This is a genomic window from Micromonospora sp. NPDC050495, assembly GCF_040655175.1.
Classification (GTDB): Bacteria; Actinomycetota; Actinomycetes; order Mycobacteriales; family Micromonosporaceae; genus Micromonospora.
In genome coordinates this window covers 116,165-140,926 of the sequence record NZ_JBFAJK010000010.1, presented here as the reverse complement: position 1 = coordinate 140,926, position 24,762 = coordinate 116,165, and the positions used below count along the sequence as shown (strand labels likewise).

The window sequence follows — 24,762 nt, the reverse complement described above, 5'->3', positions numbered from 1 at the left end:
ACGGCGGTACGGTGGGAGCACTTCTCACTCTGAAGGCTTCTGCCGCGTTCGACTTCACGGAAGAAAGGTCACCGCGTGGACGACATGGACTGGGCGCTGCTGCGCGAACTCCAGGCCGACGCCCGGCTCTCGTACAGCGAGTTGTCCCGCCGGGTGCACCTGTCCCCGCCGGCGGTGGCCGAGCGGGTCCGCCGGCTGGAGGAGTCCGGGGTGATCACCGGCTACCACGCCCGGGTGGACCTGACCCGGGCCGGCCGGACCGTGCTCGCGATGATCCGGATGTCCTGCTACGGCTCGCGCTGCATCCTCAACGACCCCGAGGTGGCGCACTGGCCGGAGATCATGGAGATCCACCGGATCACCGGGGACGCGTGCAGCATGCTCAAGGTGGCGGCCGGGTCGATGGGCGAGTTCGAGGCGGTCATCGACCGGCTCGCCCCGTACGGCCAGCCGTCCAGCACGATGGTCCTCTCCACCCCGCTGGACTGGCACCCGGTCACCCCGCTGCCGCCGGCCGCGCCGCCCCCGCCCGGCCGCCGCCGCTGAGCTGGAGGGACGGGCCGCCCGGGGGTTGGCCGCCGGGCCCCCGTTAACACCTGAACCCCCCGGGAATGCAGGCCCCCACTGCCCGTCAGCAGGATTCCGGTGCACCGCACCGGAAGGGGGGAATCATGCGAGGGCTCCTGTCCCGCCGCGCCATCTCGGCCGTGCTGAGCGTGCTCGGCCTGGTCGCGGCGTTCGTCCTGATCGGTGTCTCCCCGGCCCGGGCCGGGGAGAACGTCTTCGTCGAGGTGACGCCGAACAGCGCCCAGGCCGGCACCCGGGTGAGCATCCGGGCCAGCTGCGACAACAACAACGACCGGCAGGCCCAGGTGAACTCGGACGCCTTCGGTCGGGTCATGCTCCGACCGAGCAACGGCTTCCTCACCGGCGCGGTCACCATTCCGGGCAACAAGGCGCCCGGCGACTACCCGGTGAACCTGACCTGCTCCAACGGCAACACCGCCTCGACCATGCTCACCGTGCTGAACATGGCGCAGCCGAGCAAGGGCCCGGCGACCGGGGGTGGCGGCACCGCGGGCGGCCGCGGCGCCGGCTCGCTGCTGCTGGTCGGCGGTCTGGTCGCGGTGGCGGTGGTGGCGGGCGTGAGTGCCCGGCGCAAGACCGGTAGCCGCTTCTGACGGGGCACGGCCATGGCCCGCTCATCGCGCCGCCACGACCGCCCCCGGTCGCAGCCGGACCGGGGCCTACGCCGGCCGGGCCGGCACCGGACCGGATCGGCGGCCGGGACCGGCGTCCGCCTGGTGTCCCGCGCCGCGCGCCGGTTCGCCCGCGCCGCCGGGCACGCCTTCTCGGCCAGCGTCACCACCACCGAGCCGCCGACCCGCCCGGTCCCGGTCCGCACCGGGGCCGCCGGCCAGCCGCGGTACGCCGGCCAGCGTGGCCCGGGCGCCCCGGTGCTGGTGGTCGCCGCGCTGATGGCGCTGATCGTGGCGATGCTCGGGGTGGAACGGGTGACCGGGATCAGCGTGCTGCCCGAGCAGCTCACCGCCGGGCTGCGCCCGCCGCCGAAGAAGTTCCCCGTGCTGACCGCCAGCCCGCCGACCGACCTCAGCATCAACGAGATCGACCTGCGGGCGCCGGTGCACCGGGTCGGCCTCGCCTCCGACGGCAGCATCGCCGTACCGGACGTCGGACGCGCCGGCGAGGTCGGCTGGTACGACCAGGGCCCCACCCCCGGGCAGTACGGGCCGGCGGTGATCGTCGGGCACGTCGACACGACCACCGGACCCGCCGTCTTCCACGACCTGAAGAACCTCGACGACGGCGACCGGATCGAGGTGACCCGCGAGGACCACTCGGTCGCCGTCTTCGAGGTGACCCGGATCGAGCGCTACGGCAAGGAGCGCCTGCCGGTGGCGGACGTGTACGGCGACTTCAGCCGCCCCAACCTGCGGCTGATCACCTGCGGTGGGCGCTGGGTGGGCGGCGAGACCGGGTACGCCGACAACCTGGTGGTGTACGCCTCGCTGGTGCAGGCGCGGCGCTGAGCGGCGCGGCCGGGTCAGGCCGCCTCGGACTCGGGCTCGCGCAGGTCGAGCCAGTCCGCCCAGCGCGGATCCGGCGCCCGGTGCCCGAGCACCCGCCACGCCGTCCCCTTGGGGATCGCCGGCGGGTTGTGCAGCCGCCAGCCCAGCTCGGCCGGGGTCTTGTCGCCTTTGGTGTGGTTGCACCGGGCGCACGCCGCCACCACGTTCTCCCAGGCGTGCCGGCCGCCCCGGCTGCGCGGGAAGACGTGGTCGATGGTCTCCGCCGGCCCGCGGCAGTACGCGCAGCGCCAGCCGTCACGGGCGAAGATCGCCCGGCGGGAGAGCCCGATGTGGGTGCGGTACGGGACCCGGACGTAGCGGGTGAGCCGGACCACCGAGGGGACCGGCAGCGCATTGCGCGCGCTGTGCAGGATGCCGTCGCCGTCGGCGACACAGACCGCCTTGGCGGAGAGCACGAGGATGGCGGCACGACGCACCGACACGACACACAGCGGCTCGTAGGTGGCGTTGAGAACCAGCGCACCGGAGCCCGCGGTGGGTCGTATGTCAGGCATCGCGCTCACCCTCCCGGTCCAGCCGCTCCTGCCGCTGTCGCGCCGGGCCCGCCCCCGCGGGCAGCGGGGAACGACACCGACGCCGGCCGGATCACCGACGTCCGTTGCGCCCATCGTCCCTGATCGCGCCCCGGATTGCACGCACGAATCTGGCTTCGGGCCGGCGGATCACCCGCATTGGGCGGATCTCCGCTCCGGCCGGGGTGATTCCCGGCGTTGTCTGCCCTCGTTCCACAACCCTTGTCGGTATCGGTTGCGCCCCTGGCGGACGTCCGTCCGATGATCTTCGGGCTGGCGGTGGGAAGGGCGGTGTGGGTAGGGTGATCAAGTCAGCGATGAGGGGAGGTGAGCCCGGTGAACACCCAAGATCACGTCTGGGCGCTCCACCCGGCCATCCCGGTCCGCTGACTTCGCGTCGGGGAGCGCCCTCCTGACCGGAGGAACAATGACCTTCTCCCCGTTCCGTATCGACGTATCCGACGAGGTACTCGACGACCTGCGGGCCCGACTGGCCCGTACCCGCTTCACGGACCGCAGCGGCGATCGGCCGTGGCAGGCCGGCGCGGACCCCGACTACCTGCGGGACCTGGTGTCCTACTGGGCCGACGGGTTCGACTGGCGGGCTCGGGAAGCCGAGCTCAACGCGTTGCCGCATTACCAGGCCCGGATCGGTGGCCGGCGCCTGCACTTCCTGCACCTGCCCGGGGTGCGTCCGGCCGGCGCGCCCGCGCCGCTGCCGCTGATCCTCGGTCACGGCTGGCCCAGCAGCTTCGTGGAGATGTTGCCGCTGGCCGATCGCCTGACCGATCCCGCGAAGTACGGGGCCGACCCCGCCGACGCATTCGACGTGGTGGTGCCCTCACTGCCGGGCTTTCTGTACTCGGAGCTGCCGAAGGGTCCGCTCACCCGGGCCGCGATGGCGCAGACGCTGCACCTTTTGATGACCGACGTCCTCGGCTACCAGCGTTACGGCGCCTTCGGTGGGGACGTCGGCGGCGTAGTCACCGGCTGGCTGGGCGCCCGGTATCCCGAGCAGGTGGTGGGCATCCACATGATCCACCCACCGTTCCCGGCCAGCTTCGACGCCCGCCCGCTGTCCCCGGCCGAGCAGGCGTTTCTCGATGCCGATGCGGCCTACGACGAGACCGATGGCGGCTACAGCGCCATCATGGGCACCCGGCCGGACACCATCGCCGCGGCGCTGGCGGACTCACCGGCCGGACTGGCCGCCTGGCTCGTCGACAAGTACCGGGACTGGAGCGACAACCACGGGGACCTGGCAAGCCGGTTCGACCGGGACACCCTGCTCACGATCATCACCCTGTACTGGGCGACCGGCGCGATCGGCTCCTCGTTCCGGCAGTATTTCGACTACCACCACAACAGTCCACGACCTGACATCACGGTGCCGGCGGCGTTCACGGTGAGCACCGAACCGTCGATGGTCGACTTCCCGCGCGAGATCGCCGAACGCGCCTGCACCGACATCCGGCACTGGAGTGAACCCGGCAGGGGTGGACACTTCATGCCGCTGGAGGAACCGGACCTGCTCGCCGGCGAACTGAGGCAGTTCTTCACGTCGCTGCGCCCGAACTGATCAGCACGGGAGCCGGGTCACCTCGGCCCGGCTCCCGCGCCCGGTTCGACCCACGTCGATCGAGAGGCTCGGCGACAGGCGTGCATGACACGGTCCGCCCCGTGGGTGCCGGTGGGTCACCGATCACCGCCCGGCCGGCGTGCGGTACGAAAGCAGGGTGAACGTCTCCGAGCTGATCGCCACGTTGTTGTCCGCCGTTTCCGACCGGCGCCCGGACTGCCAGGGCAGCAGCTCCTGCGAGTGGGTGTACAAGGTCACCAACTCCGCCTGGTTCGCCGAGAGCAGCTACTGGATCCTGTTCAAGCCGCTGCGGGTGATCCTGATCCTGCTGCTGGCCGTGGCCGCCCGCTGGGCGCTGCACCGGACGATCAACCGGCTGGTCCGGACCACCACCGAGGGCGCCGTGCCGACCATGCTGCGGCCGCTGCGGGAGCGGATCCCCAGCGCCTCGCTCAGCCCGGAGCAGTTCGTGCCGGAGCGCCGCCGCCAGCGCGCCGAGGCGATCGGCTCGGTGCTGCGCAGCCTGGTGACCGCGTTCGTGTTCGGCATCGCGCTGCTGATGGTGCTCAAGGAGTTCAGCTTCGACCTGGCCCCGCTGCTGGCCAGCGCCGGCATCGCCGGCGTGGCCCTCGGCTTCGGCGCGCAGAGCCTGGTCAAGGACCTGATCGCCGGCCTGTTCATGCTGATCGAGGACCAGTACGGCGTGGGCGACACGGTGGACCTGGGCGAGGCGACCGGGGTGGTCGAGGCGGTCGGCCTGCGGGTCACCACGGTCCGGGACGGCCGGGGCGTGCTCTGGTACATCCGCAACGGCGAGATCGTCCGGGTCGGCAACAAGAGCCAGGGCTGGGCCCTGGTGGTGGTCGACCTGCCGATCGGCTTCGCCAGCACCGAGGAGGCCACCGCGGTGCTGCGTACCGCGGCGGCCTCGGTGGCGATGGATCCCGAGTTGTCTACGCGGATCGTCGAGGAGCCGGAGGTGCTCGGCGTGGAACAGATCACGGTCGACGGCTCGGTGATCCGGACCGTGGTCAAGACCACCGCCGACGGTCAGTTCGCGGTCGGCCGGGAGTTGCGCCGCCGGCTGGCCGAGGCGCTGGAGAACTCGGGCATCACCGCCCGGATCGCGGCGGCCCGGCACTACCCGGGGGTGCCCGCACCGGCGTCGACCCGGGGCGAGACGGGCACCGGCGGGGCCACCTGAGCGGCCGCCACACGGCCCGCTCCGGGGGACCGATTTCGGGGGTCGCGCTCCGTGCGGCCCCTCGGGTATCGTCCGTTCGTTCAGTCGGACAAGCGACGATCGATCCGTTCACCCTAGCCGTGGTTCAGACAATCGGGCAGAATCCGGTGAACACGCTTTCCTGAGCGTGCCCGTGTCCTCGCTGATCCGAGATCTGACGACGGTCCCCGGTCAGGCCATCACGAGTGGCCGGCGCCGGGGGCGATGGAGGCGACGGTGTCCGACGAGCGACCCGCCCCGGAGGGCCCGGCGACCTTCCACGACGTGTTCGGTCAGGCCGAGTTCCGCGCGCTCTTCGCCGCCACCGCCCTGTCCTGGATCGGCGACTACATCGCGAAGGCCGCCGTCACCCTCCTCGTCTACCGGCAGACCGACTCGGTGGCGCTCTCCGCCGCCGCGTTCGCGGCGAGCTACCTGCCCTGGCTGGTCGGCGGCCCGGTGCTCGCCGCGGTCGCCGAGCGGCACCGCTACCGGCAGGTCATGGTGACCTGCGACCTGCTCCGGATGGCGCTGATGGTGCTGGTGGCGCTGCCCGGAGTGCCGCCGTGGGCGGTCCTCGTCCTGCTCTTCCTGGCCACCCTGGCCAACCCGCCGAGCCAGGCCGCGCGCTCGGCGGTGATCCCGCAACTCCTGCACGGCGACCGGCTGGTGGTCGGGCTCTCGGTCATCTCCAGCGCGGGGCAGGCGTCCCAGGTCCTCGGTTACCTCATCGGCGCCGCGATCGCCGCGTTCAGCCCGCCCGCCGCCCTGCTGGTCAACGCGGCCACCTTCGCGGCGTCGGCCGCCCTGGTCCGCTTCGGCCTGCGGAACCGGCCGTCCGCGATGACCGCCGCGCACCGCAGCCACCTGCTACGGGAGACCGCCCAGGGCTTCCAGATCGTCTTCGGCCAGCCGGTCCTGCGGGCCATCGCCGTGCTGGTGTTCAGCGCGATGCTCTTCTCCATCGTGCCGGAGGGCCTGGCCGCCGCCTGGGCGACCGAGCGCAGCGGCGGGGCGCTGAGCAACGGCAGCGCCCAGGCGGTCATCATGGCCGCCAACCCGGTCGGCTACATCCTCGGCGGGCTGGCGGTCGGCCGGCTGGTCGGGCCGGCCCGGCGGCTGACCCTGTTACGCCCGCTGGCGGTCCTCGCCCCGCTGGTGCTCGTCCCGGCCCTGTTCGACCCGCCGCCGGTGGTGGTGGCGTTGCTCGCCGCGGCCTGCGGCTTCGCCGTCGCCGGGGTGGTGCCGACGGCCAACGGGCTCTTCGTCCGCGCCCTGCCGGACGGCTACCGGGCCCGGGCGTTCGGGGTGATGGCCAGCGGCACCCAGATCATCCAGGGCGCCGCGGTGCTGGTCACCGGCCTGCTCGCCGAGCGCTTCGCGGTCCCCGCCGTGGTCGGCGTGTGGAGCGCCGTCGGCGTGGTGCTGATGCTGGCGGCGGCGCTGACCTGGCCGCGCCCGGAGACGGTGGACGCCGCGGTCGCGGCGGCCAGCCGCGCCGACTCGGCGGACCCGGAGGGCCACCGACCGCACGTTCCGGCGCGTGCGGCCGGCGACCGGGCCCGGCGCCGGCACGCGGTCACCTGACCCGGCCGGCGGTGGGCGGCGGCCGGCCCGCGACCGGACCTGGCAGGATGGGTGGGTGACTTCCCCAGGCGAGTCGATGACCCTCTTCGAAGCGGTCGGCGGCGAACCCACCTTCCGCAAGCTGGTGGACGAGTTCTACGCCGGTGTCGCCACCGACCCGTTGCTGCGGCCGATGTATCCCGAGGAGGACCTCGGCCCGGCGGCCGACCGGTTGACCCTCTTCCTCATGCAGTACTGGGGCGGCCCGCACACCTACTCCGAGCAACGCGGGCATCCCCGGCTGCGGATGCGGCACGCGTCGTTCCGGATCGGGGCGGCCGAGCGGGACGCCTGGCTGCACCACATGCGGCGGGCGGTGGACCGGCTGGACCTGCCACCGGAGATCGCCACCGCGTTCTGGGACTACCTGGAGCGGGCCGCGTACTTCATGGTCAACGTGATGGAGGATCCGGCGGCCGGGGCCTGACCGCGCCGGGCCCCGACGTCCCGCCGGTCAGAGCAGCGCGCCCTCGTCGTGCAGCCAGTCGACGAACGTGGTCGCCACCGCGGCGCCGCAGTCGAGCATCTCGACCAGCAGCGCGTCGTGGGTGCCCGCGCCGAGCGGGACCTGGAGTTCCGCGTAGATCGGCAACTGGCCGCGCTCGGTCGGGTCGCCGATGTACGCCTTGCAGAACCGCCGGGTGTGGTTCCACTCGTTGACCACCCGGTAGGCCCGGTCGGCCCAGTCCGGCGGCACCGTCGCGTGCGGCCGGGCCCGCATGACCAGGATCTCGTCCTCCGGCCCCTCCAGGGTGACCAGCACGGCGTGCCGTTCCCACATGGCCAGCAGGTTGCCGTCGCCGTCGGCCAGGTAGCGCACGTCGAGCAGGTCGAGCGCCTCGCAGACCCGGCTGAGCGTGACCGGCGCGACGGTGGCCGGCATGTCGGCGATCACCGACCGCTCGGCGGCCACGTCGTCCGCCGGCTGGCGGGGGGTCGGTGGTCCGACCCGGACGTTCTCCTCCACTGTGATCCCGGTTCGAGTTTCCGGATCGCCGCCGCCGGCGGCGGGACCTGGGCGCCATGACCACCACGGCATCGCTCGCGCACCTCACTCCCCAGCGGATCCAGCCGCCTACGGTGCGTTGGATCCGAGGATGGACGGTACCCGGACAGCCGGGTTGAGGCATCCCCCCAACGGCCGCCCCAAACCGGAAGAACGAATAGGGGTCATCCTTTCGGCTGACCCACGGTCGGCCTCAGCGCGAGTTCCGCGACCTTCCGCGACCAGGTCGCTCCGTACGGTCCCACGAGTCCGACCCATCGGCCGGCCACCCGCACCTGGACGTCGCCCGGGCCGAGAAAGCCCATCCGGACCAGCCCCTGGACCAACCGCTGCGACACCTCCACCGGCGCGTCCGGCGCGTCCGGCGCGTCGTCCGGGGTGACCACCACCGCCACGTGGTCCAGCAGCGCGTCCCGCACCATCCGCTGCCCCACCGCGCGGCCACCCACCCCGTGGGCGACGGCCTCGCGCAGCGTCCCGGCGGCCGCGGTGGCGATCCGGCGTACCTCGTCGGCGGGCAGCGCCTCCACCGCCCGGCTCGCCGCCGGCGGCAGTGCCCAGCGCCACCCGTCGTCCCGGCGCCGGGGCAGCGCGGACCCACCCGCCTCCAGTTCGCCGAGCAACTCCGCGGCGGCCACCGTGACGTCGCCGGGGGCCGAGCCCGCGACGGTACGGACCACCAGCACCTCCCACGGCAGCCGGGCCCAGAGGGCGGTCCGGCCCGCGTCCGGCACCGGCCGGAGCCGGACCAGGGCGCCCCGGTCCAGCCGGACCAGCCGGGCCAGGAAGGCGCCCGCGTCGGCCACCCCGGACAGCCCGTGCCCGACCACCGGCCCGGCGCCCCCGGTCACGGCGCCGTCCCGGGGGCGTACCGGAGCAGGAAGGCCCGCTCCTCCGGGGAGATCCGGCGCGGTCGCTGCGCGGCCAGGTCGAACGGGACCAGCACCGAACGGGCAGTGCTGGCCAGCACCTCGCCGTCGTACAGCTCGTAGGCGACGGTGAACGACGCGGCCCGCAACTGCTCCACCCAGAGCTCGATCCGGACCGCCGGGGCGGCCTCCGCGGTGGCCCGGCCCAGCGCGTAGTCGACCGGGCGCAGGTAGTCGACCTCGTGCCGGCGGATGACGACCCCGTCGGCGAACGAGCCCACTCCCCAGGCCCGGCCGCCGGCGAACATCATCGCCACCCGGGCCTCCTCGTAGAGGGTGAGGAAGCGGGCGTTGTTGACGTGCCCGTACGCGTCCAGGTCGGACCAGCGCAGCGCGCAGTGGTAGATGAACCGGTCAGCCAAGGGTCAGCACCGCTCAGTCACGGGTGAGCTTGCGGTAGGTCACCCGGTGCGGACGGGCGGCCTCGGCGCCCAGCCGGTCGATCTTGTTCTTCTCGTACGCCTCGAAGTTGCCTTCGAACCAGAACCACCTGGCCGGGTTCTGGTCGTCGCCCTCCCAGGCCAGGATGTGCGTGGCGACCCGGTCCAGGAACATCCGGTCGTGGGAGATGACCACGGCGCAGCCGGGGAACTCCAGCAGCGCGTTCTCCAGGCTGCCGAGCGTCTCGACGTCGAGGTCGTTGGTCGGCTCGTCGAGCAGGATCACGTTGCCGCCGATCTTGAGGGTCAGCGCCAGGTTGAGCCGGTTCCGCTCGCCACCGGAGAGCACCTTGGTCGGCTTCTGCTGGTCCGGCCCCTTGAACCCGAAGGCCGCGATGTAGGCCCGCGACGGCATCTCGACCTTGCCCACCATGAGGTGGTCCAGCCCGTCGGAGACGACCTCCCAGACGGTCTTGTCGCCGGCCAGGCCCTGCCGGTTCTGGTCGACGTAGGACAGCGAGACGGTGGGGCCGACCTTGACCTCGCCGCCGGTCGGCTGCTCCAGCCCGACGATGGTCTTGAACAGGGTGGTCTTGCCGACGCCGTTGGGGCCGATGATGCCGACGATGCCGTTGCGCGGCAGCGAGAACGACAGGTTGTCGATCAGCACCCGGTCACCGAACGCCTTGGTCAGGCCGTGCGTCTCGATGACGGTGCTGCCCAGGCGCGGGCCCGGCGGGATCTGGATCTCCTCGAAGTCCAGCTTGCGGGTCTGCTCCGCGGCGGTGGCCATCTCCTCGTAGCGGTCGAGGCGGGCCTTGGACTTGGTCTGCCGCGCCTTCGCGTTGGAGCGGACCCACTCCAGCTCCTCGTCGAGGCGCTTCTTCATCTTCGCGTCGCGCCGACCCTCGACCGCCATCCGGGCGGCCTTCTTCTCCAGGTAGGTGGAGTAGTTGCCCTCGTACGGGTAGGTCCGGCCGCGGTCCAGCTCGAGGATCCAGTTGGCCACGTTGTCGAGGAAGTACCGGTCGTGGGTGATCGCGATCACCGTGCCGGCGTACTTGGCCAGGTGCTGCTCCAGCCACTGCACGCTCTCCGCGTCCAGGTGGTTGGTGGGCTCGTCGAGCAGCAGCAGGTCGGGGGCCTCCAGCAGCAGCTTGCACAGCGCCACCCGGCGCCGCTCGCCACCGGAGAGCTGGGTCACGTCGGCGTCCGGCGGCGGGCAGCGCAGCGCGTCCATGGCCAGTTCCAGCTTGGAGTCGATGTCCCACGCGTCGGCGTGGTCCAACTCCTCCTGGAGCTTGCCCATCTCCTCCATCAGCTCGTCGGAGTAGTCGGTCGCCATCTGCTCGGCGATCTTGTTGAACCGCTCCAGCCGGGCCTTGGTCTCGGCGACCGCCTCCTCGATGTTGCCGAGCACGGTCTTGGCGTCGTTGAGCGGCGGCTCCTGGGCCAGCATGCCCACGGTGTAGCCGGGCATGAGCCGGGCCTCGCCGTTGCTCGGCTGGTCCCAACCTGCCATGATCTTGAGGAGGCTGGACTTACCCGCGCCGTTCGGGCCGACCACACCGATCTTGGCCCCTGGCAGGAAGTTCAGCGTCACGTTGTCGAGCACGACCTTGTCGCCGTGCGCCTTGCGCGCCTTTTCCAGGACGTAGATGAACTGGGCCACGGTGCGGGCTACCTCCGTCGGTTGCGATCGCGAGCTTGCGGGGCGCGGGCGCGGACGGCGAGGTCCGCCCGCCGCCGGCCGGCAGCCGGCCACGCGCACGCCATCGTCAATCCTGACAGGTACGCCGGGCTGCGCCCACATCGCCCCGCCCGGGCGGGCCAGCCGGCGGGCCGGGCCGGGCCCGATGTCAACAAGATCACGAGGGGGGTTCGGTGGATCTGGAACGGGTAGGTGACTCCGGCACGGGGGAACAGACGCCGCAGCTACGCTCAGTACGCTCATCGCGGTGGACCCGTCAGCACCCGGAGGTGGCCGATCGTGACCGTCCGTAGCTCCTTTGTCGTAGTGGCGAACCGCCTGCCGGTCGACGAGGTGAGCACACCCGAAGGGCGGCAGTGGCGGCGCAGTCCGGGCGGGCTGGTGACCGCGCTGCATCCGGTCCTGGCCGAACACCAGGGCACCTGGGTCGGCTGGGCCGGGGGCACCGGCGCCGCCCCGGAGCCGTTCGACCTGGAGGGGATCCGGCTGCACCCGGTGCCGTTGAGCGCCGAGGAGCTCGAGCGCTACTACGAGGGGCAGTCGAACGCGACGATCTGGCCGCTCTACCACGACGCGGTGGAGACCCCGGCCTACAAGCGCCGCTGGCGCGAGGCGTACCGGCTGGTCAACGCGCGCTTCGCGGAGGCCGCCGCGGATGTCGCGGCCGAGGGGGCGACGGTCTGGGTGCAGGACTACCAGCTCCAGCTCGTGCCGGCGATGCTCCGCGAACTGCGGCCGGACCTGCGGATCGGGTTCTTCCTGCACATCCCGTTCCCGCCGATCGAGCTGTTCATGCAGATGCCGTTCCGCACCGAGATCCTGCGCGGCCTGCTCGGCGCCGACCTGGTCGGCTTCCAGCAGCGGCTGGCCGCGCAGAACTTCGTCCGGCTGGCCCGGCACCTGCTCGGCCTCCGGTACGAGGGGCAGATGATCCAGGTCGACGGGCGGCAGGTGAAGGCCGGCGCGTTCCCCATCTCGATCGACACCAAGGAGATGGAGCGGATGGCCGCCGACCCGGCCATCCAGGCCCGGGCCAAGCAGATCCGCGAGGAGCTGGGCAACCCGAAGACGATCGTCCTGGGCGTCGACCGGCTCGACTACACCAAGGGCATCGAACTCCGGCTGAAGGCCTTCCGCGAACTCCTCGCTGACGGAAAGTTGACAGTTCCGGACGCGGTTATGGTGCAGGTCGCCACGCCGAGTCGCGAGCGGGTCGAGCACTACCAGGCACTTCGCGTCAAGGTGGAACGCGAGGTTGGTCGGATTAATGGCGAATTTGGACGGGTCGGCGTGCCGGCAGTGCATTATCTGCATCAGTCGTACAGTCGCTCCGAACTCGCCGCGATGTACGTCGCGGCAGACGTGATGATGGTGACCCCGCTGCGAGACGGAATGAATCTGGTGGCCAAGGAGTACGTCGCATCGCGCGCCGACCAGGGCGGCGCGCTCGTGCTCAGTGAGTTCGCCGGCGCCGCCACCGAGCTGCGCCAGGCGTTCCTGTGTAACCCGCACGACCCCGACGCGGTGAAGGACGCGCTGCTGCGCGCCGTGCACGTCGAGAAGCCCGAAGCCCGCCGCCGGATGCGGATCATGCAGCGCCACCTGCGCAGCCACGACGTGGGGCACTGGGCGAAGTCCTTCCTGACCGAACTGGGCGTGCCCGATGCGGAGGCCGCGTGAGCGCGAGGTGTGAGCCGATCCTGCGAGCCCCGCAGTCGCGAGCAAAGGTGATGCCGTGAGCGCGAGGTGTGAGCCGATCCTGCGAGCCCCGCAGTCGCAAGCAAAGGTGATGCCGTGAGCGCGAGGAGTGAGCCGATCCTGCGAGCCCCGCAGTCGCGAACAAAGGTGATGCCGTGAACTCCCCTGCCCCCACCACCGGGCACGTCGGGATGCTGGACCCCGAGCTGCGCGCCGCCATCGGCCGGATCGCGCGCGTCCCGCAGCTCCTGGTCGCCTGCGACTACGACGGCACCCTCGCGCCGATCGTCGAGGACCCGAGCAAGGCCGTACCGCTGCCCGAGTCGGTGGCCGCGGTCCGTGCCCTCGCGTCGCTGCCGCAGACCAGCGTCGCGGTGGTCTCCGGCCGCGCGCTGCGCGACCTGGCCACGCTCTCCCGGCTGCCCAGCGAGGTCCACCTGGTCGGCAGCCACGGCTCCGAGTTCGACATCGGCTTCGTGGAGCGGCTCACCCCCGAGCTGATCGCGGTCCGCGCCCGGCTCCGCGCCGAGCTGCGCGAGATCGCCGCCGCGCACCCGGGCATCCGGCTGGAACGCAAGCCGGCCAGCGTGGCCGTACACACCCGGGGGGTCGACCCGCAGGTCGCCGCGGCGGCCGTCGAGGCCGTCCGCAACGGCCCGGCCACCTGGGAGGACGTCACCGTCACCCAGGGCAAGGAGGTCATCGAGCTGTCGGTGGTGGCCACCCACAAGGGCACCGCCGTCGACCAGCTCCGCACCCAGCTCGCGGCGAGCGCGGTGCTCTTCATCGGCGACGACGTCACCGACGAGAACGCCTTCGGCAACCTGCACGGGCCGGACGTCGGCATCAAGATCGGCCCGGGCGAGACCCGGGCCGACTACCGGGTGGCCGAGCCGATCGAGGCGGCCCGGGCGCTCGGCCTGCTGCTGGAGACCCGGCGGCACTGGCTCTTCGGCGAGCGGGCGGTGCCGATCGAGCGGCACTCGATGCTGGCCAACGGGCGGACCGTCGCGCTGGTCACCCCGGCCGCCAAGGTCACCTGGCTGTGCCACCCGAAGCCCGACTCCGCGGCGATCTTCGCCGACCTGGTCGGCGGCAGCCCGGCCGGACACTTCACCGTGGGCCCCGAGCGCGCCGGCATCCCGCTCGGCCAGCGCTACCGCAGCAACACCATGACGGTGGAGACCCGCTGGTCCGGGCTGACCGTGACGGACTGGCTGGACCTGCCCGCGCGGGAGACCACCCCGGACGGCCCGGCCGTCGTCACCGGCGACTCGACGCTGGTCCGGGTGCTCAGCGGCACCGGCCGGGTCCGGGTCGAGTTCGCCCCGCGGCCGGAGTTCGGCCAGGTGGCCGTGCAGCTCCAGCCGCTCGACGACGGGCTGCTGGTGCTCGGCTCCAACGAACCGGCCGCCCTCTACTCCCCCGGCGTCGAGTGGGAGGTCACCAACGACGGCGGGTACGAGTCCGCCAAGGCCGTGGTGGATCTCGCCGCGGCCGGCGGCCAGGTCGTGCTGGAGCTGCGCTTCGGCACGCACAGCCTGGAGCACCACCGGGTGCCGATCCACGAGCGGCAGGCCGCCGCCGAGCAGCCCTGGAAGGACTGGGTCGGCACGCTGCGGCTGCCGACCACCGCCCGGGACCTGGTGGCCCGCAGCGCGCTCACCCTGCGCGGGCTCTGCCACGAGCCGACCGGCTCGATCCTCGCCGCCGCGACCACCTCGCTCCCCGAGGAACTGGGCGGGGTCCGCAACTGGGACTACCGCTACTGCTGGCTGCGGGACGCCGCGATGACCGCCCGGGCGCTGGTCGACCTCGGCTCCACCGAGGAGGCGGAGGGCCTGCTCCGCTGGATCGACGGCGTCATCGACCGCACCGGCGGGCACCCGGAGCGGCTGCACCCGCTCTACACCGTCGACGGCTACGAGCTCGGCGCCGAGGCGGTCATCGACACCCTGCCCGGGTACGCCGGCTCCCGGCCGGTCCGGGTCGGCAACCTGGCCAACCACCAGCTCCAGCTCGACGTGTTCGGCCCGGTCGCCGACCTGATCGCCGCGGTGGCCGACGCCCGGGGCTCGGTCCGGGAGGACGAGTGGCGGGTGCTGGAGAACATGGTCGAGGCGGTCCGCCGCCGCTGGCACGAGCCCGACCACGGCATCTGGGAGGCCCGGCTGCCGCCCCGGCACCACGTCTTCTCCAAGGTCATGCTCTGGATGACCGTGGACCGGGCGCTGCACGTGGTACGCCAGCACGGTGGCGAGGACCGGCCGGACTGGGTGGAGCTGCGCGACCGGATCGCCGACAACGTGCTGGAGCACGGCTGGCACCCGGAGGCGGAGGCCTACAGCGTCGCCTACGGGTACGAGGAGATGGACGCCTCGTCGCTCTGGATCGGCATCTCCGGCCTGCTCGCCGGCGACGACCCGCGCTTCCTCTCCACGGTGCTGAAGATCGAGGCGGAGCTGCGCAGCGGCCCGGTCGTCTACCGCTACCACTGGGACGACGGCCTGCCCGGCCGGGAGGGCGGCTTCCACATCTGCACGGCGTGGCTGATCGAGGCCTACCTGCGCACCGGCCGGCGCAGTGACGCCGAGGAGCTGTTCACCCAGATGATCGACACGGCGGGCCCCACCGGACTGCTCCCCGAGCAGTACGACCCGCTCGCCGAACGCGGCCTGGGCAACCACCCCCAGGCCTACAGCCACCTGGGCCTGATCCGCTGCGCCCTGATGCTCGACAACATGCTCAAGCAGTGACCCTCAGGGGCGGCCGCCCGCGCCGTTGATCATGAAGTTGTGGTCACCCGCACCGCCGCGGCGTGACCACAACTTCATGATCAGCCCTCGGCGTCCTCCGCCGGGGCGGCGCCGGCCGACGGGGTGAGGGCGTGGACGACGTCGCCGATGACCACGATGGCCGGTGGGCGGAGGGCGGCGGCGGCCACGTCGGCGGCCACCGCGCCCAGCGTGGAGCGCAGGGTCCGCTGGCCGCTGGTGGTGCCCTCCTGGATCACCGCGGCCGGGGTCTGCGCCGGCCTGCCGTGCGCCACGAGGGTGGCGCTGATCGCGGCGAGGTTCTTCAGGCCCATCAGGATCACCAGGGTGCCGCGCAGGCCGGCCAGCGCCTCCCAGCGGACCAGCGAGGCCGGCGAGTCGGGCGCGACGTGTCCGGAGACCACGGTGAACTCGTGCGCCACCGCCCGGTGGGTGACCGGCACACCGGCCACCGCGGGCACCGCGACCGCGCTGGTCACCCCGGGCACCACGGTCACCGGCACGCCCGCCGCGGCGCAGGCCAGCAGCTCCTCGCCGCCCCGACCGAAGACGTACGGGTCGCCGCCCTTGAGCCGTACCACGGCCTTCCCGGCCAGGGCCCGGTCGACCAGGATCCGGTTGATCTCCTCCTGGCTGCGGGACGGCCCGTACGGGATCTTGGAGGCGTCGACCAGCTCGACGTCCGGGCGCAGCTCGTCCAGGAGCAGCCCGGGGACCAGCCGGTCGGCGACCACCACGTCGGCCTCGGTGAGCAGCCGCCAACCCTTCAGGGTGATCAGCTCGGCGTCGCCGGGCCCGGCACCGACCAGCGCCACCCGACCTCCGGCCGTCCCGGCCGGCGCGGCCGAACCACCCGGCGCGGCCGGACCACCCGGCGCGGCCGGACCACCAGGGGTGGCCGGACCACCCGGCGCGGCAGAGCCACCGGGCGCGGCGGGGAGTCCGCTCCGGGCCGCCAGTAGCTCGCGGACCGCGTCGCGGACGGCCATCGCGCGGCGCGGGTCGCCGCCGCCCAGCACGGCCACGGTGACCGGGCCGTGCCGGGTCACCGCCGGGGTCCACGCGGAGGCCGCCGCCCGGTCGTCGGCGCGGACGCAGAAGACCCGGCGTTCGGCGGCGGCGGCGCTGACCGCCGCCGCGGCCATCCGGTCGTCGATGGCCACCTGGACCAGCCAGGCGCCGTCCAGGTCCTCGGGGACGAACCGGCGCGCCGCCCAGTGCAGCCGGCCGGCGTCGGCGTGCGCCCGCAGCGCCGGGGTCAGCTCGGGGGCGACCAGCAGGACGTCCGCGCCGGCGTCGAGCAGCGCCGGCACCCGCCGGGTGGCCACCGCTCCCCCGCCCACCACGACCACCCGGCGGCCGGCCAGCCGCAGCCCGAGGGGGTACGGGTTGCCGGCACCGCCCGGCGCACTCACGCCGCCGCCTCGGGCGAGGCGGGGTGCGGTCGCGAGGCCACACCGTGGGCTGCCCGCGACCAGCCTGCTGCCCCGCTCACTTCTCGGCCACCCCGGCCGAGTCGAAGGTGGCCACCTCGTGCAGCACCCGGACCGCCCCGGTCACCACCGGCAGCGCGAGCAGCGCGCCGGTGCCCTCGCCGAGGCGCAGCCCGAGGTCGACCAGGGGTTCCAGGTCGAGATGCCGCAGCGCCACGGTGGCACCCGGCTCGGCGGACCGGTGGCCGGCGATCATCGCGCCGACCGCGTCCGGGGCGAAGGCGGCGGCGGCGAGCGCGGCGCTGACCGCGATCACCCCGTCCAGCAGCACCGGCACCCGGCGGGCGGCGGCACCGAGGATCAGCCCGGCCAGCGCCGCGTGCTCCAGCCCGCCGACGGCGGCCAGCACGCCCAGCGGGTCGCTCGGGTCGGGGGCGTGCCGTGCCAGCGCCGCCCGCACCACGCCGACCTTCCGGGCGTACGTCTCGTCGTCCACCCCGGTGCCACGCCCGGTGACCTCGGCCGGGTCGGCGCCGGTGAACGCGGCGACCAGCGCGGCGGCCGGGGTGGTGTTGCCGATGCCCATGTCGCCGGTGAGCAGGATGCCCGCCCCGGCGTCGACCAGGTCCCCGGCGACCCGGATGCCGGTCTCCACCGCGGCCCGGGCCTCGTCCCGGGTGAGCGCGGCGGTGCCGGTCATGTCCCGGGTGCCGGCCCTGACGTTCGCCGCCACCAGCCGGGGACCGGCGGCGTCCGGGGCGGCCGGGTCCACCGGCAGCGGGGTGGCCACCCCGACGTCGACCACGGTGACCGAGGCGCCGGCCTGCCGGGCGAACGCGTTGACCACCGCGCCGCCGGCCAGGAAGTTGCCGATCATCTGGGCGGTGACCTCCTGCGGCCACGGGGTGACGCGCTGGGCGTGCACGCCGTGGTCACCGGCGAAGATCGCCACCGCGGCCGGCTCGGGCAGCGGCGGCGGGCAGGTGCCGGCCAGCCCGGCGAGGCGGACCGACAGGGGTTCCAGGGCGCCCAGCGAGCCGGCCGGCTTGGTGAGCCGTCCCTGTAGTTCCCGCGCCGCCGCCATGGCGGCCTCGTCCAGCGGTCGGACCGCCGCGACGGTGGATTCCAGCATCATGCCTCCAGGATCTCGGCCAGCACGTCGATGAACGCGTCGGTCGTCGCCGGATCGCGCACCGCGATCCGCAGCCAGTCCGGGCCCAGCCCGGGGAAGGTGTCGCCCCGGCGGACCGCCCAGCCACGCTCGCGCAGCCGCTCCCGGACCTGGTTGGCGCCGGGCCGGTGGACCAGGACGAAGGCGCTGGCCGGGCGGCCCGCGACGCGTACGCCGGGCAGGGCGGAGAGGCGCGCCACCAGGTGCTCGCGGTCGGCGGCGAGCCCGGCGGCGATGGCGCGCTCGGCCGCGACCGCGGCCGGGGAGGCGCAGGCGGTGGCGGCGGCGAGCGCCGGGGTGGAGACCGCCCAGAGCGGCTGGGCGGCGGCGAGCCGGTCGAGCAGCGCCGGCTCGCCGAGCAGGTAGCCGACGCGCAGCCCGGCCAGCCCCCAGGTCTTGGTGAGGCTGCGCACCACCAGGAGACCGGGCAGGTCCCGGCGGTCGGCGAGGGACTCGGGCTCGCCCTCGACGCCGGGCGCCAGGGTGGTGTCGGCGAACGCCTCGTCGACCACCAGGGTCCGGCCGGGGCGGGCCAGTTCGGCGAGCGCGCCGGCCGGGTGCAGCACGGAGGTCGGGTTGGTGGGGTTGCAGACGATCACCAGGTCGGCGTCGGCGGGCACCCGGGCCGGGTCGAGGCGGAAGTCCTCGGCCGGGTCGAGCAGCACCCGCTCGACGGCGTGCCCGGCGGCGCGCAGAGCGGCCTCCGGCTCGGTGAACTGCGGGTGCACCACCACCGGCCGGCGGGCGTCGCGCAGCGCCCGGGCGACCAGCACGAAGCCCTCGGCCGCGCCGGCGGTGAGCAGCACCTCCTCCGGGGGACGGCGGTGCCGGGCGGCGACGGCGGCGCGGGCCGGCACCGGGTCGGGGTACGCGGCCAGCCCGCCCAGCGCGGCGACCAACGGGTCGGCCAGCCAGTCGGGCATCGGGGCGCGGCGCACGTTGACCGCCAGGTCCACCAGGCCCGGGGTGACCTCGGCGTCCCCGTGGTGGCCGAGGTCCGGCTCGACGGCTGCCGGTCGCGGCGCGCCGCGCTGGGGTTGCCGGACGTCCGGCCCGGCTTCGGTCGTTCCGGTCAGCTGAGCACGCATGTCCGCGATCCTGCCGGGAAGGCGACGCCCGGGACAGCAGGTCCCGGCGTGGGCCGCGTCACCACCGCGCCACCCGGTCGCCCGTTTATGAATTCTTCTCATTTCCGAATCGGAAATGTCATAGCTTGACCCTGTGAGCAACCGACCCCTTGCCTCCGCCGGTCGTGCCATTCCTCTCCTCCGCGCCGGGCTGATCGCCGGCATCGTGGTCGCCGCCGCGGCGTACCCACTCGCCGCCGTCACCGGCCTCGGCGCCAAGGCCACCGCGCACGCCGTGCAGCAGAAGACGGACATCCTGAAGACCGCGCTGCCCGCCGAGACGTCCTACGTCTACGCGCCGGACGGCAAGACCGTGCTGACCATGTTCTACGAGGAGTACCGGCAGTACACCAAGATCGAGGACATGTCGCCGAACATCCAGCAGGCGATCGTGGCCGCCGAGGACAACCGCTTCTACCAGCACCACGGCGTCGACCCGAAGGGCGTCGCCCGCGCCTTCGTCTCCAACGCCCGCTCCGGCGGCGTCTCCCAGGGCGCCTCCACCATCACCATGCAGTACGTCCGGATGGCCCTGCGGGACAGCGCCAAGACACCGAAGGAGGTCCAGGAGGCCACCCAGCAGACCAGCCTGCGCAAGGTCAAGGAAATGCGGATGGCGCTGGACATCGAGAAGCACCTGACCAAGGAGCAGATCCTCGAGCGCTACCTCAACTCGGCCTACTTCGGCCACCGGGCGTACGGCATCTACGCGGCCTCGCAGATCTTCTTCTCCAAGACCCCGGCCACCCTCAGCCCGGTCGAGGCGGCCACCCTCGCCGGCCTGGTCAAGTCGCCCTCCGAGTACGACCCGATCACCTCGGACCAGAAGGACGCCACCGCCCGGCGCAACTACGTGCTCGACAACATGGCCCGCCTCGGCTACCTGTCGCCCAACGCCGCCACCGCGGCCAAGGCCGAACCGATCCGGCTCAAGCTCACCGACCCGCCGAACGACTGCGCCTCGATCGACGACAAGTACCGCACCTGGGGCTTCTACTGCGACTACCTGAAGAACTGGTGGAGCGCCCAGCCGGCGTTCGGCGAGAACCGGCTGGAACGGATGGACAAGCTACGCCGCGGCGGCTACCGGATCGTGCTGGCCCTCGACCCGAAGATCCAGGCGGCGGCCGAGAAGAACGTGGGCGCCAAGGACAACACCGGCAGCCCGTTCGCCAACGGCGTGGTGGTCGCCGAACCGGGCACCGGACGGATCAAGGCGATGGCGGTGAACCGCACCTACTCGCTGGACCTCAGCCAGAACGGGCCCAGCTCCAACCCCGAGGCCGGCCCCAAGGTCAAGGCCAACTATCCGAACACGGTCGCGCCACTGCTCGGCGGCGGCACCCTCCCGGGCTACCAGGCGGGATCGACGTTCAAGATGTTCCCGATGCTCGCCGCGCTCAACGCCGGCATGCCGCTGTCCACCGCGTTCAACTCGCCGTACCGGTACCAGTCCGCCGTGTACGACGGCTGGGCCCCGTCCAACGCCAGCGGCGCGATGACCGGCCGGCAGACCATGTGGTCCGGCTTCGGCAAGTCGGTCAACACGTACTTCGTGCAGCTCGAGGAGAAGGTCGGCGCGGACGCGGCCGTACGCCTCGCCGAACAGCTCGGCCTGCGCTGGCGCACCGACGTGGACCGGGACCAGGCGTCACCGGGCAAGGCGAAGAAGTGGGGCGCGTTCACCCTGGGCGTCTCCGACGCCACCCCGCTGGAGATGGCCAACGCGTACGCGGCGGTGGCCGCCGACGGGCGGTACTGCGAGGCGATCCCGGTGAACTCGATCATGAACCGGGACGGCACGCCCGCCACGTACACCACCCCGGGCGGGGTGCAGCGCGAGCTCGCCAAGCCGCGCTGCCGGCAGGTGGTCAGCGCGGACGCGGCCCGGGCGGCCACCGACGCGGCCCGCTGCCCGACCGGCGACACCCCGGCCAAGGGCAGCTGCGGCGGCTGGTCGACCGCGGACAGCGTCCGGGGCACGGTCGGCCGGCCGGTCGCCGGCAAGACGGGTACCACCGACAGCACCCGGTCCGCCTGGTTCGTCGGCTTCACCCCGGAACTGGCCGCGGCGAGCTTCATCGCCGACCCGGACAACCCGTTCAACGCCGTCGGCGACGGCCAGTCCCAGATCCCGGTGAACGCGGTCGCGATGACCCTGCGGGACGCCCTGAAGGGCCAACCCACCCGCCAGTTCACCCCGCCGTCGGACCAGATCGTCGGCTGACCCACCCTGGACCGCCCGGGGGTGCGCCCGGGTTAGTGGATCAAGAGGTTTGCGCGCGGGATCACCCGATACCCGCGGGCAGACCTCTTGATCAACTCCCGAGGCCGTGAGCGCAGGTCGCCCGTGAGCGCAGGTCGCCCGTCAGCGCAGGTCGGCCGAGACGAACGACCACAGTTCCAGGTCGACCCGGGCGCCCCGGACGAAGCCGGCGTTGCGCAGCAACCCCTCGTAGCTGAAGCCGGCCTTCTCCGCCACCCGCCGGGAGGCCACGTTCCCCGGCGCCACCCGCAGCTCCACCCGCTGGAAGCCGTGCTCCAGGATCAACGCGATGGCCAGCGCGTCCACCGCCTCAGCGGCCAGGCCGTAGCCACGGGCGTCCGGGGCGATCGCGTACGACACCTCGGTGAGCCGGGCACCCCAGTCGGTGCGCCGGGTCCACAGGCAGCCGACCACCCGCTGGTCCTCCCGGCGGAGCACCCCGTAGTGGTCGCCCTCCCCGCTGTCGCGCCGCTGCCGGGCCAGCTCCGTGCACCAGGCCCGGCCGTCGATCTGCCCGGACGACTCGGCCAGCGGCAGCCACCGCTGGGTCTGCCGGTCGGCGAAGACCGCGTCGACCGCGTCGGCGTCGCCCGCCGCCAGCGGGCGGACCTCGGTGCGCGGGGTGGAGACGGTCAGCGCCGGAAAGCGGCGCACGGCGACCTGCCCGATCACGCGGTGGCCTCCGCCGGAACCAGAGCCGCCGCGACCAGCCGGGCCGCGATCTCCGGGTACGCGGCCCAGTGCGGCACGAGCTGCGAGGCGTACACGCCCCGCCAGACGAAGCCCTCCGGCGCGCCACCCTCCCAACTCCACGCGGCCCGCTCGCCGGCCCGCGGGGTGAGCACCGCGGCGTGCTGCTTGTGCCCGACCACGGTGGCCCCGGCCGGCGCCACCACGCTGTCGGCGCGCGCGGTCGCCGCCCGGTAGCCGATCACCAGACCGTCCCGGCTGGCGCCCACCGCGTCCAGCACCCCGCACATCGGCAACCCGTCCAGCTCCCGGGCCAGCCAGAGCAGGCCGGCGCCCTCGGCGATCACCGGCCGGCCGGTACGCGCCAGCTCGGCCACGGCGATGCAGAGCCGACGGTTGGCGGAGAGCCGTTCCGCGTACGCCTCGGGGAGGCCGCCGCCGACGACCAGCGCGCGGGTCCCGGCGGGCAGGGCCTCGTCGCGCAGCGGGTCGACGATGACCACCTCGGCGCCCGCGGCGCGCAGCAGCTCGGCGGTCTCCGGATGGCTGTAGCTGCCGCCCGGGCCGCCGGCCAGCGCCACCACCGGCCGCTCCCCGGCCGGCACTGCTCGGCCGGGCGTCGTCCCGCCGGGCACGGTTCCGGTGTCGGCGGCTGCGGTCGGCGCGGCTCCGTCGGGCGTCATTCCGCCCGGCGCGGCTCCGTTGGACGCGGCTCCGTCGGGCGTCATTCCGCCCGGCGCGGCTCCGTTGGACGCGGCACCGTTGGACGTAGCGCCGGCGGGCGGCGCTCCTGCGGGCGCGGCTCCGGTCGGCTGCGGCGACCACGGCGTGACGGTCAGCTCCGGGGCCGAGCCGGCCAGCGCCAGCAGCCGGTCCAGGTCGACGGTGGCGGTGACCGCCTCGCCGAGCCGGCGCACCGCGCGTTCCGCCTCGGGGTCCCGCTGCACGACCGGGACCATGCCGTGCCGCCGGGCGGGCAGCACCGGGGGCAGCTCGTGGCGGCGCAGCGCGCCGTAGACCGGCACGCCGACGTCGTCGAGCGCCTCGCGCAGCATCGCCTCGTGCCGGGGCGAGGCCACCCGGTTGAGGATCACGCCGCCCAGCCAGAGCTGCTCGTCGTACGCCCGGAAGCCGTGCACCAGGGCGGCCACCGACTGGCCCATCGCGGCCACGTCCACCACCAGCACCACCGGGCTGCGCAGCGCGGTGGCCACGGCGGCGGTGGACTCGGTCTCGGGGTGACCGGAGATCGAGTCGTAGAGCCCCATGGTGCCCTGCACCAGCGCGAACCCCGCCCCGCTCGCGCCGTGCGCGAAGAGCGGCGCGATCAGCTCGGGGCCGACCAGCCGCGGGTCCAGCACCCGCCCCGGACGCCCGGCCGCCAGCCCCAGGTAGGCCGCGTCCACCTGATCCGGCCCGATCTTGAAGCCGGCCACGTCCAGCCCGCGGTCGGCGAGGGCGGCGAGCAGGCCGAGCGAGAGGGCCCCGGTGCCATGCCCCGAGGAGGGGGCACTCAGCACCACGCGCGGCACGACGGTCATCATCGACTCCTGGTCCGGGTGGTTTCCGCCCGCGTGACCATACCCGCCCGAGCCGACACGTGGCGGCCGCCGGCCGGCCCGATTCGGCCCGGCGCAGCTCAGTGGCGCCGCTCATACGGGTAGCCTTGGCCAACGTGTACCGGTTCCTGCTGACCCCGCGCTGGCTTGGCTATCTCGCGCTGACCCTGGTCGCCGCCGCGGTGATGGTGTTCCTCGGCAACTGGCAGCTGGACCGCTACCGGGGCCGCACGGCGGTCAACGAGCGGATCGACGCGGGCGCCACGATGAGCCCGGCCCTGCTGCGCGACGCGCTGCCCGCCCCGACCGGTGGGCCCGGCAGCACCGGCCCGGCCCCCGCCGAGCGGGTCACCTGGAGCAAGGTGACCGCCACCGGCCGGTACGACACCGCCAACGTGGTCCTGGTCCGCGGCCGGACCGTCGACAACAAGGTGGGCTTCGAGGTGCTCACCCCGCTGGTCCTCGCCGACGGCACGGCGGTGCTGGTCGACCGGGGCTGGATCCCAGCGGCCCCCGGTGCCGGCGCCACCGCCCAGCCGTCGGTGCCGGCCGCGCCGGCCGGCGACGTGACGCTCACCGGCCGGGTGGTGCCCAGCGAGAGCGGCGGCACGGTCGGCCGGCGCGACGGCAAGCTGGAGACCCGGCGGATCAGCGTGGCGCGGATCGCGAAGCAGCTGCCCTACCCGGTGGCCGGCGGCTACCTCCTGCTCGACGAGCAGACGCCGGCCGCCGACCCGGCCTTCCAGGCGGTCCCGATCGGGCACACCAACAACTGGCAGAACTTCGGCTACGTGGTCCAGTGGTGGATCTTCGCGGCCATGAGCCTGGTCGGCTACGGCTGGGTGGCCCGCCGCGAGGCCCGCCGGCTGGCCGGCCTGGACGGCCCGCGCCAGCCCGTCGACCGGGCCGCCGAACCGGCCCCCGCCACCCCCGCCTGACGGCCCCGCAGCCGTCCCGGCCGGCCCCTC

General features: G+C 73.6%; 21 protein-coding genes. 11 read left to right on the top strand and 10 right to left on the bottom strand.

Annotated features, from left to right (window positions below; genetic code table 11):
- Nucleotides 1–75: 75 nt before the first annotated feature.
- From AB0I11_RS13715 to AB0I11_RS13705, 3 genes are all read left to right on the top strand, one after another.
- Complete coding sequence (locus tag AB0I11_RS13715; protein ID WP_357318621.1) at nt 76–546, top strand: Lrp/AsnC family transcriptional regulator; 471 nt, start codon at nt 76–78, stop codon at nt 544–546.
- A gap of 125 nt (nt 547–671) precedes the next feature.
- Nucleotides 672–1,181 (top strand): hypothetical protein, encoded by a 510-nt coding sequence (locus AB0I11_RS13710; protein ID WP_357318618.1) that lies wholly within the window; start codon nt 672–674, stop codon nt 1,179–1,181.
- Nucleotides 1,182–1,193: 12 nt separating this feature from the next.
- A complete protein-coding gene (locus tag AB0I11_RS13705; protein WP_357318615.1) occupies nt 1,194–2,051 on the top strand; it encodes a class F sortase in 858 nt (285 codons plus the stop codon).
- A 14-nt stretch (nt 2,052–2,065) separates the two neighbouring features.
- On the opposite strand, the gene AB0I11_RS13700 is transcribed toward AB0I11_RS13705, so the two are convergent.
- Complete coding sequence (locus AB0I11_RS13700) at nt 2,066–2,605, bottom strand: HNH endonuclease (protein ID WP_357318612.1); 540 nt, start codon at nt 2,603–2,605, stop codon at nt 2,066–2,068.
- Nucleotides 2,606–3,050: 445 nt separating this feature from the next.
- Here AB0I11_RS13700 and AB0I11_RS13695 point away from each other — a divergent pair, with 445 nt between their 5' ends.
- From AB0I11_RS13695 to AB0I11_RS13680, 4 genes are all read left to right on the top strand, one after another.
- A complete protein-coding gene (locus tag AB0I11_RS13695; protein ID WP_357318609.1) occupies nt 3,051–4,202 on the top strand; it encodes an epoxide hydrolase family protein in 1,152 nt (383 codons plus the stop codon).
- Between the two features lie 184 nt (nt 4,203–4,386).
- Nucleotides 4,387–5,406, top strand: coding sequence for a mechanosensitive ion channel family protein (locus AB0I11_RS13690; protein WP_357318766.1), 1,020 nt, complete (start codon nt 4,387–4,389; stop codon nt 5,404–5,406).
- A gap of 243 nt (nt 5,407–5,649) precedes the next feature.
- On the top strand, nt 5,650–7,011 hold the full coding sequence (locus tag AB0I11_RS13685; RefSeq protein WP_357318606.1) for an MFS transporter: 1,362 nt from the start codon (nt 5,650–5,652) through the stop codon (nt 7,009–7,011).
- 76 nt (nt 7,012–7,087) lie between these two features.
- The gene (locus tag AB0I11_RS13680) at nt 7,088–7,477 is read left to right on the top strand and encodes a globin (RefSeq protein WP_357318763.1); all 390 of its coding nucleotides are present in this window, start codon (nt 7,088–7,090) and stop codon (nt 7,475–7,477) included.
- Nucleotides 7,478–7,504: 27 nt separating this feature from the next.
- Here the strand turns inward: AB0I11_RS13680 and AB0I11_RS13675 are convergent, their stop codons facing one another.
- From AB0I11_RS13675 to ettA, 4 genes are all read right to left on the bottom strand, one after another.
- Nucleotides 7,505–8,089 carry a YbjN domain-containing protein gene (locus tag AB0I11_RS13675; RefSeq protein ID WP_357318603.1) on the bottom strand — a complete coding sequence of 195 codons (585 nt, stop codon included), beginning with the start codon at nt 8,087–8,089 and terminating at the stop codon, nt 7,505–7,507.
- Nucleotides 8,090–8,220: 131 nt separating this feature from the next.
- On the bottom strand, nt 8,221–8,886 hold the full coding sequence (locus AB0I11_RS13670; RefSeq protein WP_357318760.1) for a hypothetical protein: 666 nt from the start codon (nt 8,884–8,886) through the stop codon (nt 8,221–8,223).
- A gap of 17 nt (nt 8,887–8,903) precedes the next feature.
- Nucleotides 8,904–9,347 carry a thioesterase family protein gene (locus AB0I11_RS13665; protein WP_357318600.1) on the bottom strand — a complete coding sequence of 148 codons (444 nt, stop codon included), beginning with the start codon at nt 9,345–9,347 and terminating at the stop codon, nt 8,904–8,906.
- Nucleotides 9,348–9,360: 13 nt separating this feature from the next.
- Nucleotides 9,361–11,037 carry an energy-dependent translational throttle protein EttA gene (gene ettA, locus AB0I11_RS13660; protein WP_357318597.1) on the bottom strand — a complete coding sequence of 559 codons (1,677 nt, stop codon included), beginning with the start codon at nt 11,035–11,037 and terminating at the stop codon, nt 9,361–9,363.
- 318 nt (nt 11,038–11,355) lie between these two features.
- Between ettA and AB0I11_RS13655 the strand changes: the two genes are divergently transcribed.
- Together AB0I11_RS13655 and otsB are read left to right on the top strand one after the other, a co-directional pair.
- Nucleotides 11,356–12,756 (top strand): trehalose-6-phosphate synthase, encoded by a 1,401-nt coding sequence (locus AB0I11_RS13655; RefSeq protein WP_357318594.1) that lies wholly within the window; start codon nt 11,356–11,358, stop codon nt 12,754–12,756.
- A gap of 209 nt (nt 12,757–12,965) precedes the next feature.
- Nucleotides 12,966–15,530 (top strand): trehalose-phosphatase, encoded by a 2,565-nt coding sequence (gene otsB, locus AB0I11_RS13650; protein ID WP_357318757.1) that lies wholly within the window; start codon nt 12,966–12,968, stop codon nt 15,528–15,530.
- Between the two features lie 80 nt (nt 15,531–15,610).
- Here the strand turns inward: otsB and cobA are convergent, their stop codons facing one another.
- The 3 genes from cobA to cobC form a co-directional block, all read right to left on the bottom strand.
- Nucleotides 15,611–16,963 (bottom strand): uroporphyrinogen-III C-methyltransferase, encoded by a 1,353-nt coding sequence (gene cobA, locus AB0I11_RS13645; RefSeq protein ID WP_357318590.1) that lies wholly within the window; start codon nt 16,961–16,963, stop codon nt 15,611–15,613.
- Between the two features lie 76 nt (nt 16,964–17,039).
- A complete protein-coding gene (gene cobT / locus AB0I11_RS13640) occupies nt 17,040–18,113 on the bottom strand; it encodes a nicotinate-nucleotide--dimethylbenzimidazole phosphoribosyltransferase (protein ID WP_357318754.1) in 1,074 nt (357 codons plus the stop codon).
- A complete protein-coding gene (cobC, locus tag AB0I11_RS13635; RefSeq protein WP_357318587.1) occupies nt 18,113–19,240 on the bottom strand; it encodes an Rv2231c family pyridoxal phosphate-dependent protein CobC in 1,128 nt (375 codons plus the stop codon). Before cobC ends, cobT begins: the two co-directional genes overlap by 1 nt.
- A 133-nt stretch (nt 19,241–19,373) precedes the next feature.
- On the opposite strand from cobC, the gene AB0I11_RS13630 reads away from it, so the two are divergent.
- A complete protein-coding gene (locus tag AB0I11_RS13630; RefSeq protein ID WP_357318584.1) occupies nt 19,374–21,506 on the top strand; it encodes a transglycosylase domain-containing protein in 2,133 nt (710 codons plus the stop codon).
- A 141-nt stretch (nt 21,507–21,647) separates the two neighbouring features.
- Here the strand turns inward: AB0I11_RS13630 and AB0I11_RS13625 are convergent, their stop codons facing one another.
- Nucleotides 21,648–22,217 carry a GNAT family protein gene (locus tag AB0I11_RS13625; protein ID WP_357318580.1) on the bottom strand — a complete coding sequence of 190 codons (570 nt, stop codon included), beginning with the start codon at nt 22,215–22,217 and terminating at the stop codon, nt 21,648–21,650.
- Nucleotides 22,214–23,776: a cobyrinate a,c-diamide synthase gene (locus tag AB0I11_RS13620; RefSeq protein ID WP_357318577.1), complete on the bottom strand. Its 1,563-nt coding sequence runs from the start codon at nt 23,774–23,776 to the stop codon at nt 22,214–22,216. Before AB0I11_RS13620 ends, AB0I11_RS13625 begins: the two co-directional genes overlap by 4 nt.
- Before the next feature lie 134 nt (nt 23,777–23,910).
- On the opposite strand from AB0I11_RS13620, the gene AB0I11_RS13615 reads away from it, so the two are divergent.
- The gene (locus AB0I11_RS13615) at nt 23,911–24,732 is read left to right on the top strand and encodes an SURF1 family protein (protein ID WP_357318574.1); all 822 of its coding nucleotides are present in this window, start codon (nt 23,911–23,913) and stop codon (nt 24,730–24,732) included.
- Nucleotides 24,733–24,762: the final 30 nt, after the last annotated feature.

What these genes read in the sequence shown, in the direction of transcription:
- otsB (WP_357318757.1), top strand. Translation starts at nt 12,966, where the DNA reads ATGCTGGACCCCGAGCTGCGCGCCGCCATCGGCCGGATCGCGCGCGTC.
- AB0I11_RS13685 (WP_357318606.1), top strand. Translation starts at nt 5,650, where the DNA reads ATGGAGGCGACGGTGTCCGACGAGCGACCCGCCCCGGAGGGCCCGGCG.
- AB0I11_RS13710 (WP_357318618.1), top strand. Translation starts at nt 672, where the DNA reads ATGCGAGGGCTCCTGTCCCGCCGCGCCATCTCGGCCGTGCTGAGCGTG.
- AB0I11_RS13620 (WP_357318577.1), bottom strand. Translation starts at nt 23,776, where the DNA reads ATGACCGTCGTGCCGCGCGTGGTGCTGAGTGCCCCCTCCTCGGGGCAT.
- AB0I11_RS13705 (WP_357318615.1), top strand. Translation starts at nt 1,194, where the DNA reads ATGGCCCGCTCATCGCGCCGCCACGACCGCCCCCGGTCGCAGCCGGAC.
- AB0I11_RS13680 (WP_357318763.1), top strand. Translation starts at nt 7,088, where the DNA reads ATGACCCTCTTCGAAGCGGTCGGCGGCGAACCCACCTTCCGCAAGCTG.
- AB0I11_RS13700 (WP_357318612.1), bottom strand. Translation starts at nt 2,605, where the DNA reads ATGCCTGACATACGACCCACCGCGGGCTCCGGTGCGCTGGTTCTCAAC.
- cobT (WP_357318754.1), bottom strand. Translation starts at nt 18,113, where the DNA reads ATGCTGGAATCCACCGTCGCGGCGGTCCGACCGCTGGACGAGGCCGCC.
- AB0I11_RS13675 (WP_357318603.1), bottom strand. Translation starts at nt 8,089, where the DNA reads ATGCCGTGGTGGTCATGGCGCCCAGGTCCCGCCGCCGGCGGCGGCGAT.
- cobC (WP_357318587.1), bottom strand. Translation starts at nt 19,240, where the DNA reads ATGCGTGCTCAGCTGACCGGAACGACCGAAGCCGGGCCGGACGTCCGG.
- AB0I11_RS13695 (WP_357318609.1), top strand. Translation starts at nt 3,051, where the DNA reads ATGACCTTCTCCCCGTTCCGTATCGACGTATCCGACGAGGTACTCGAC.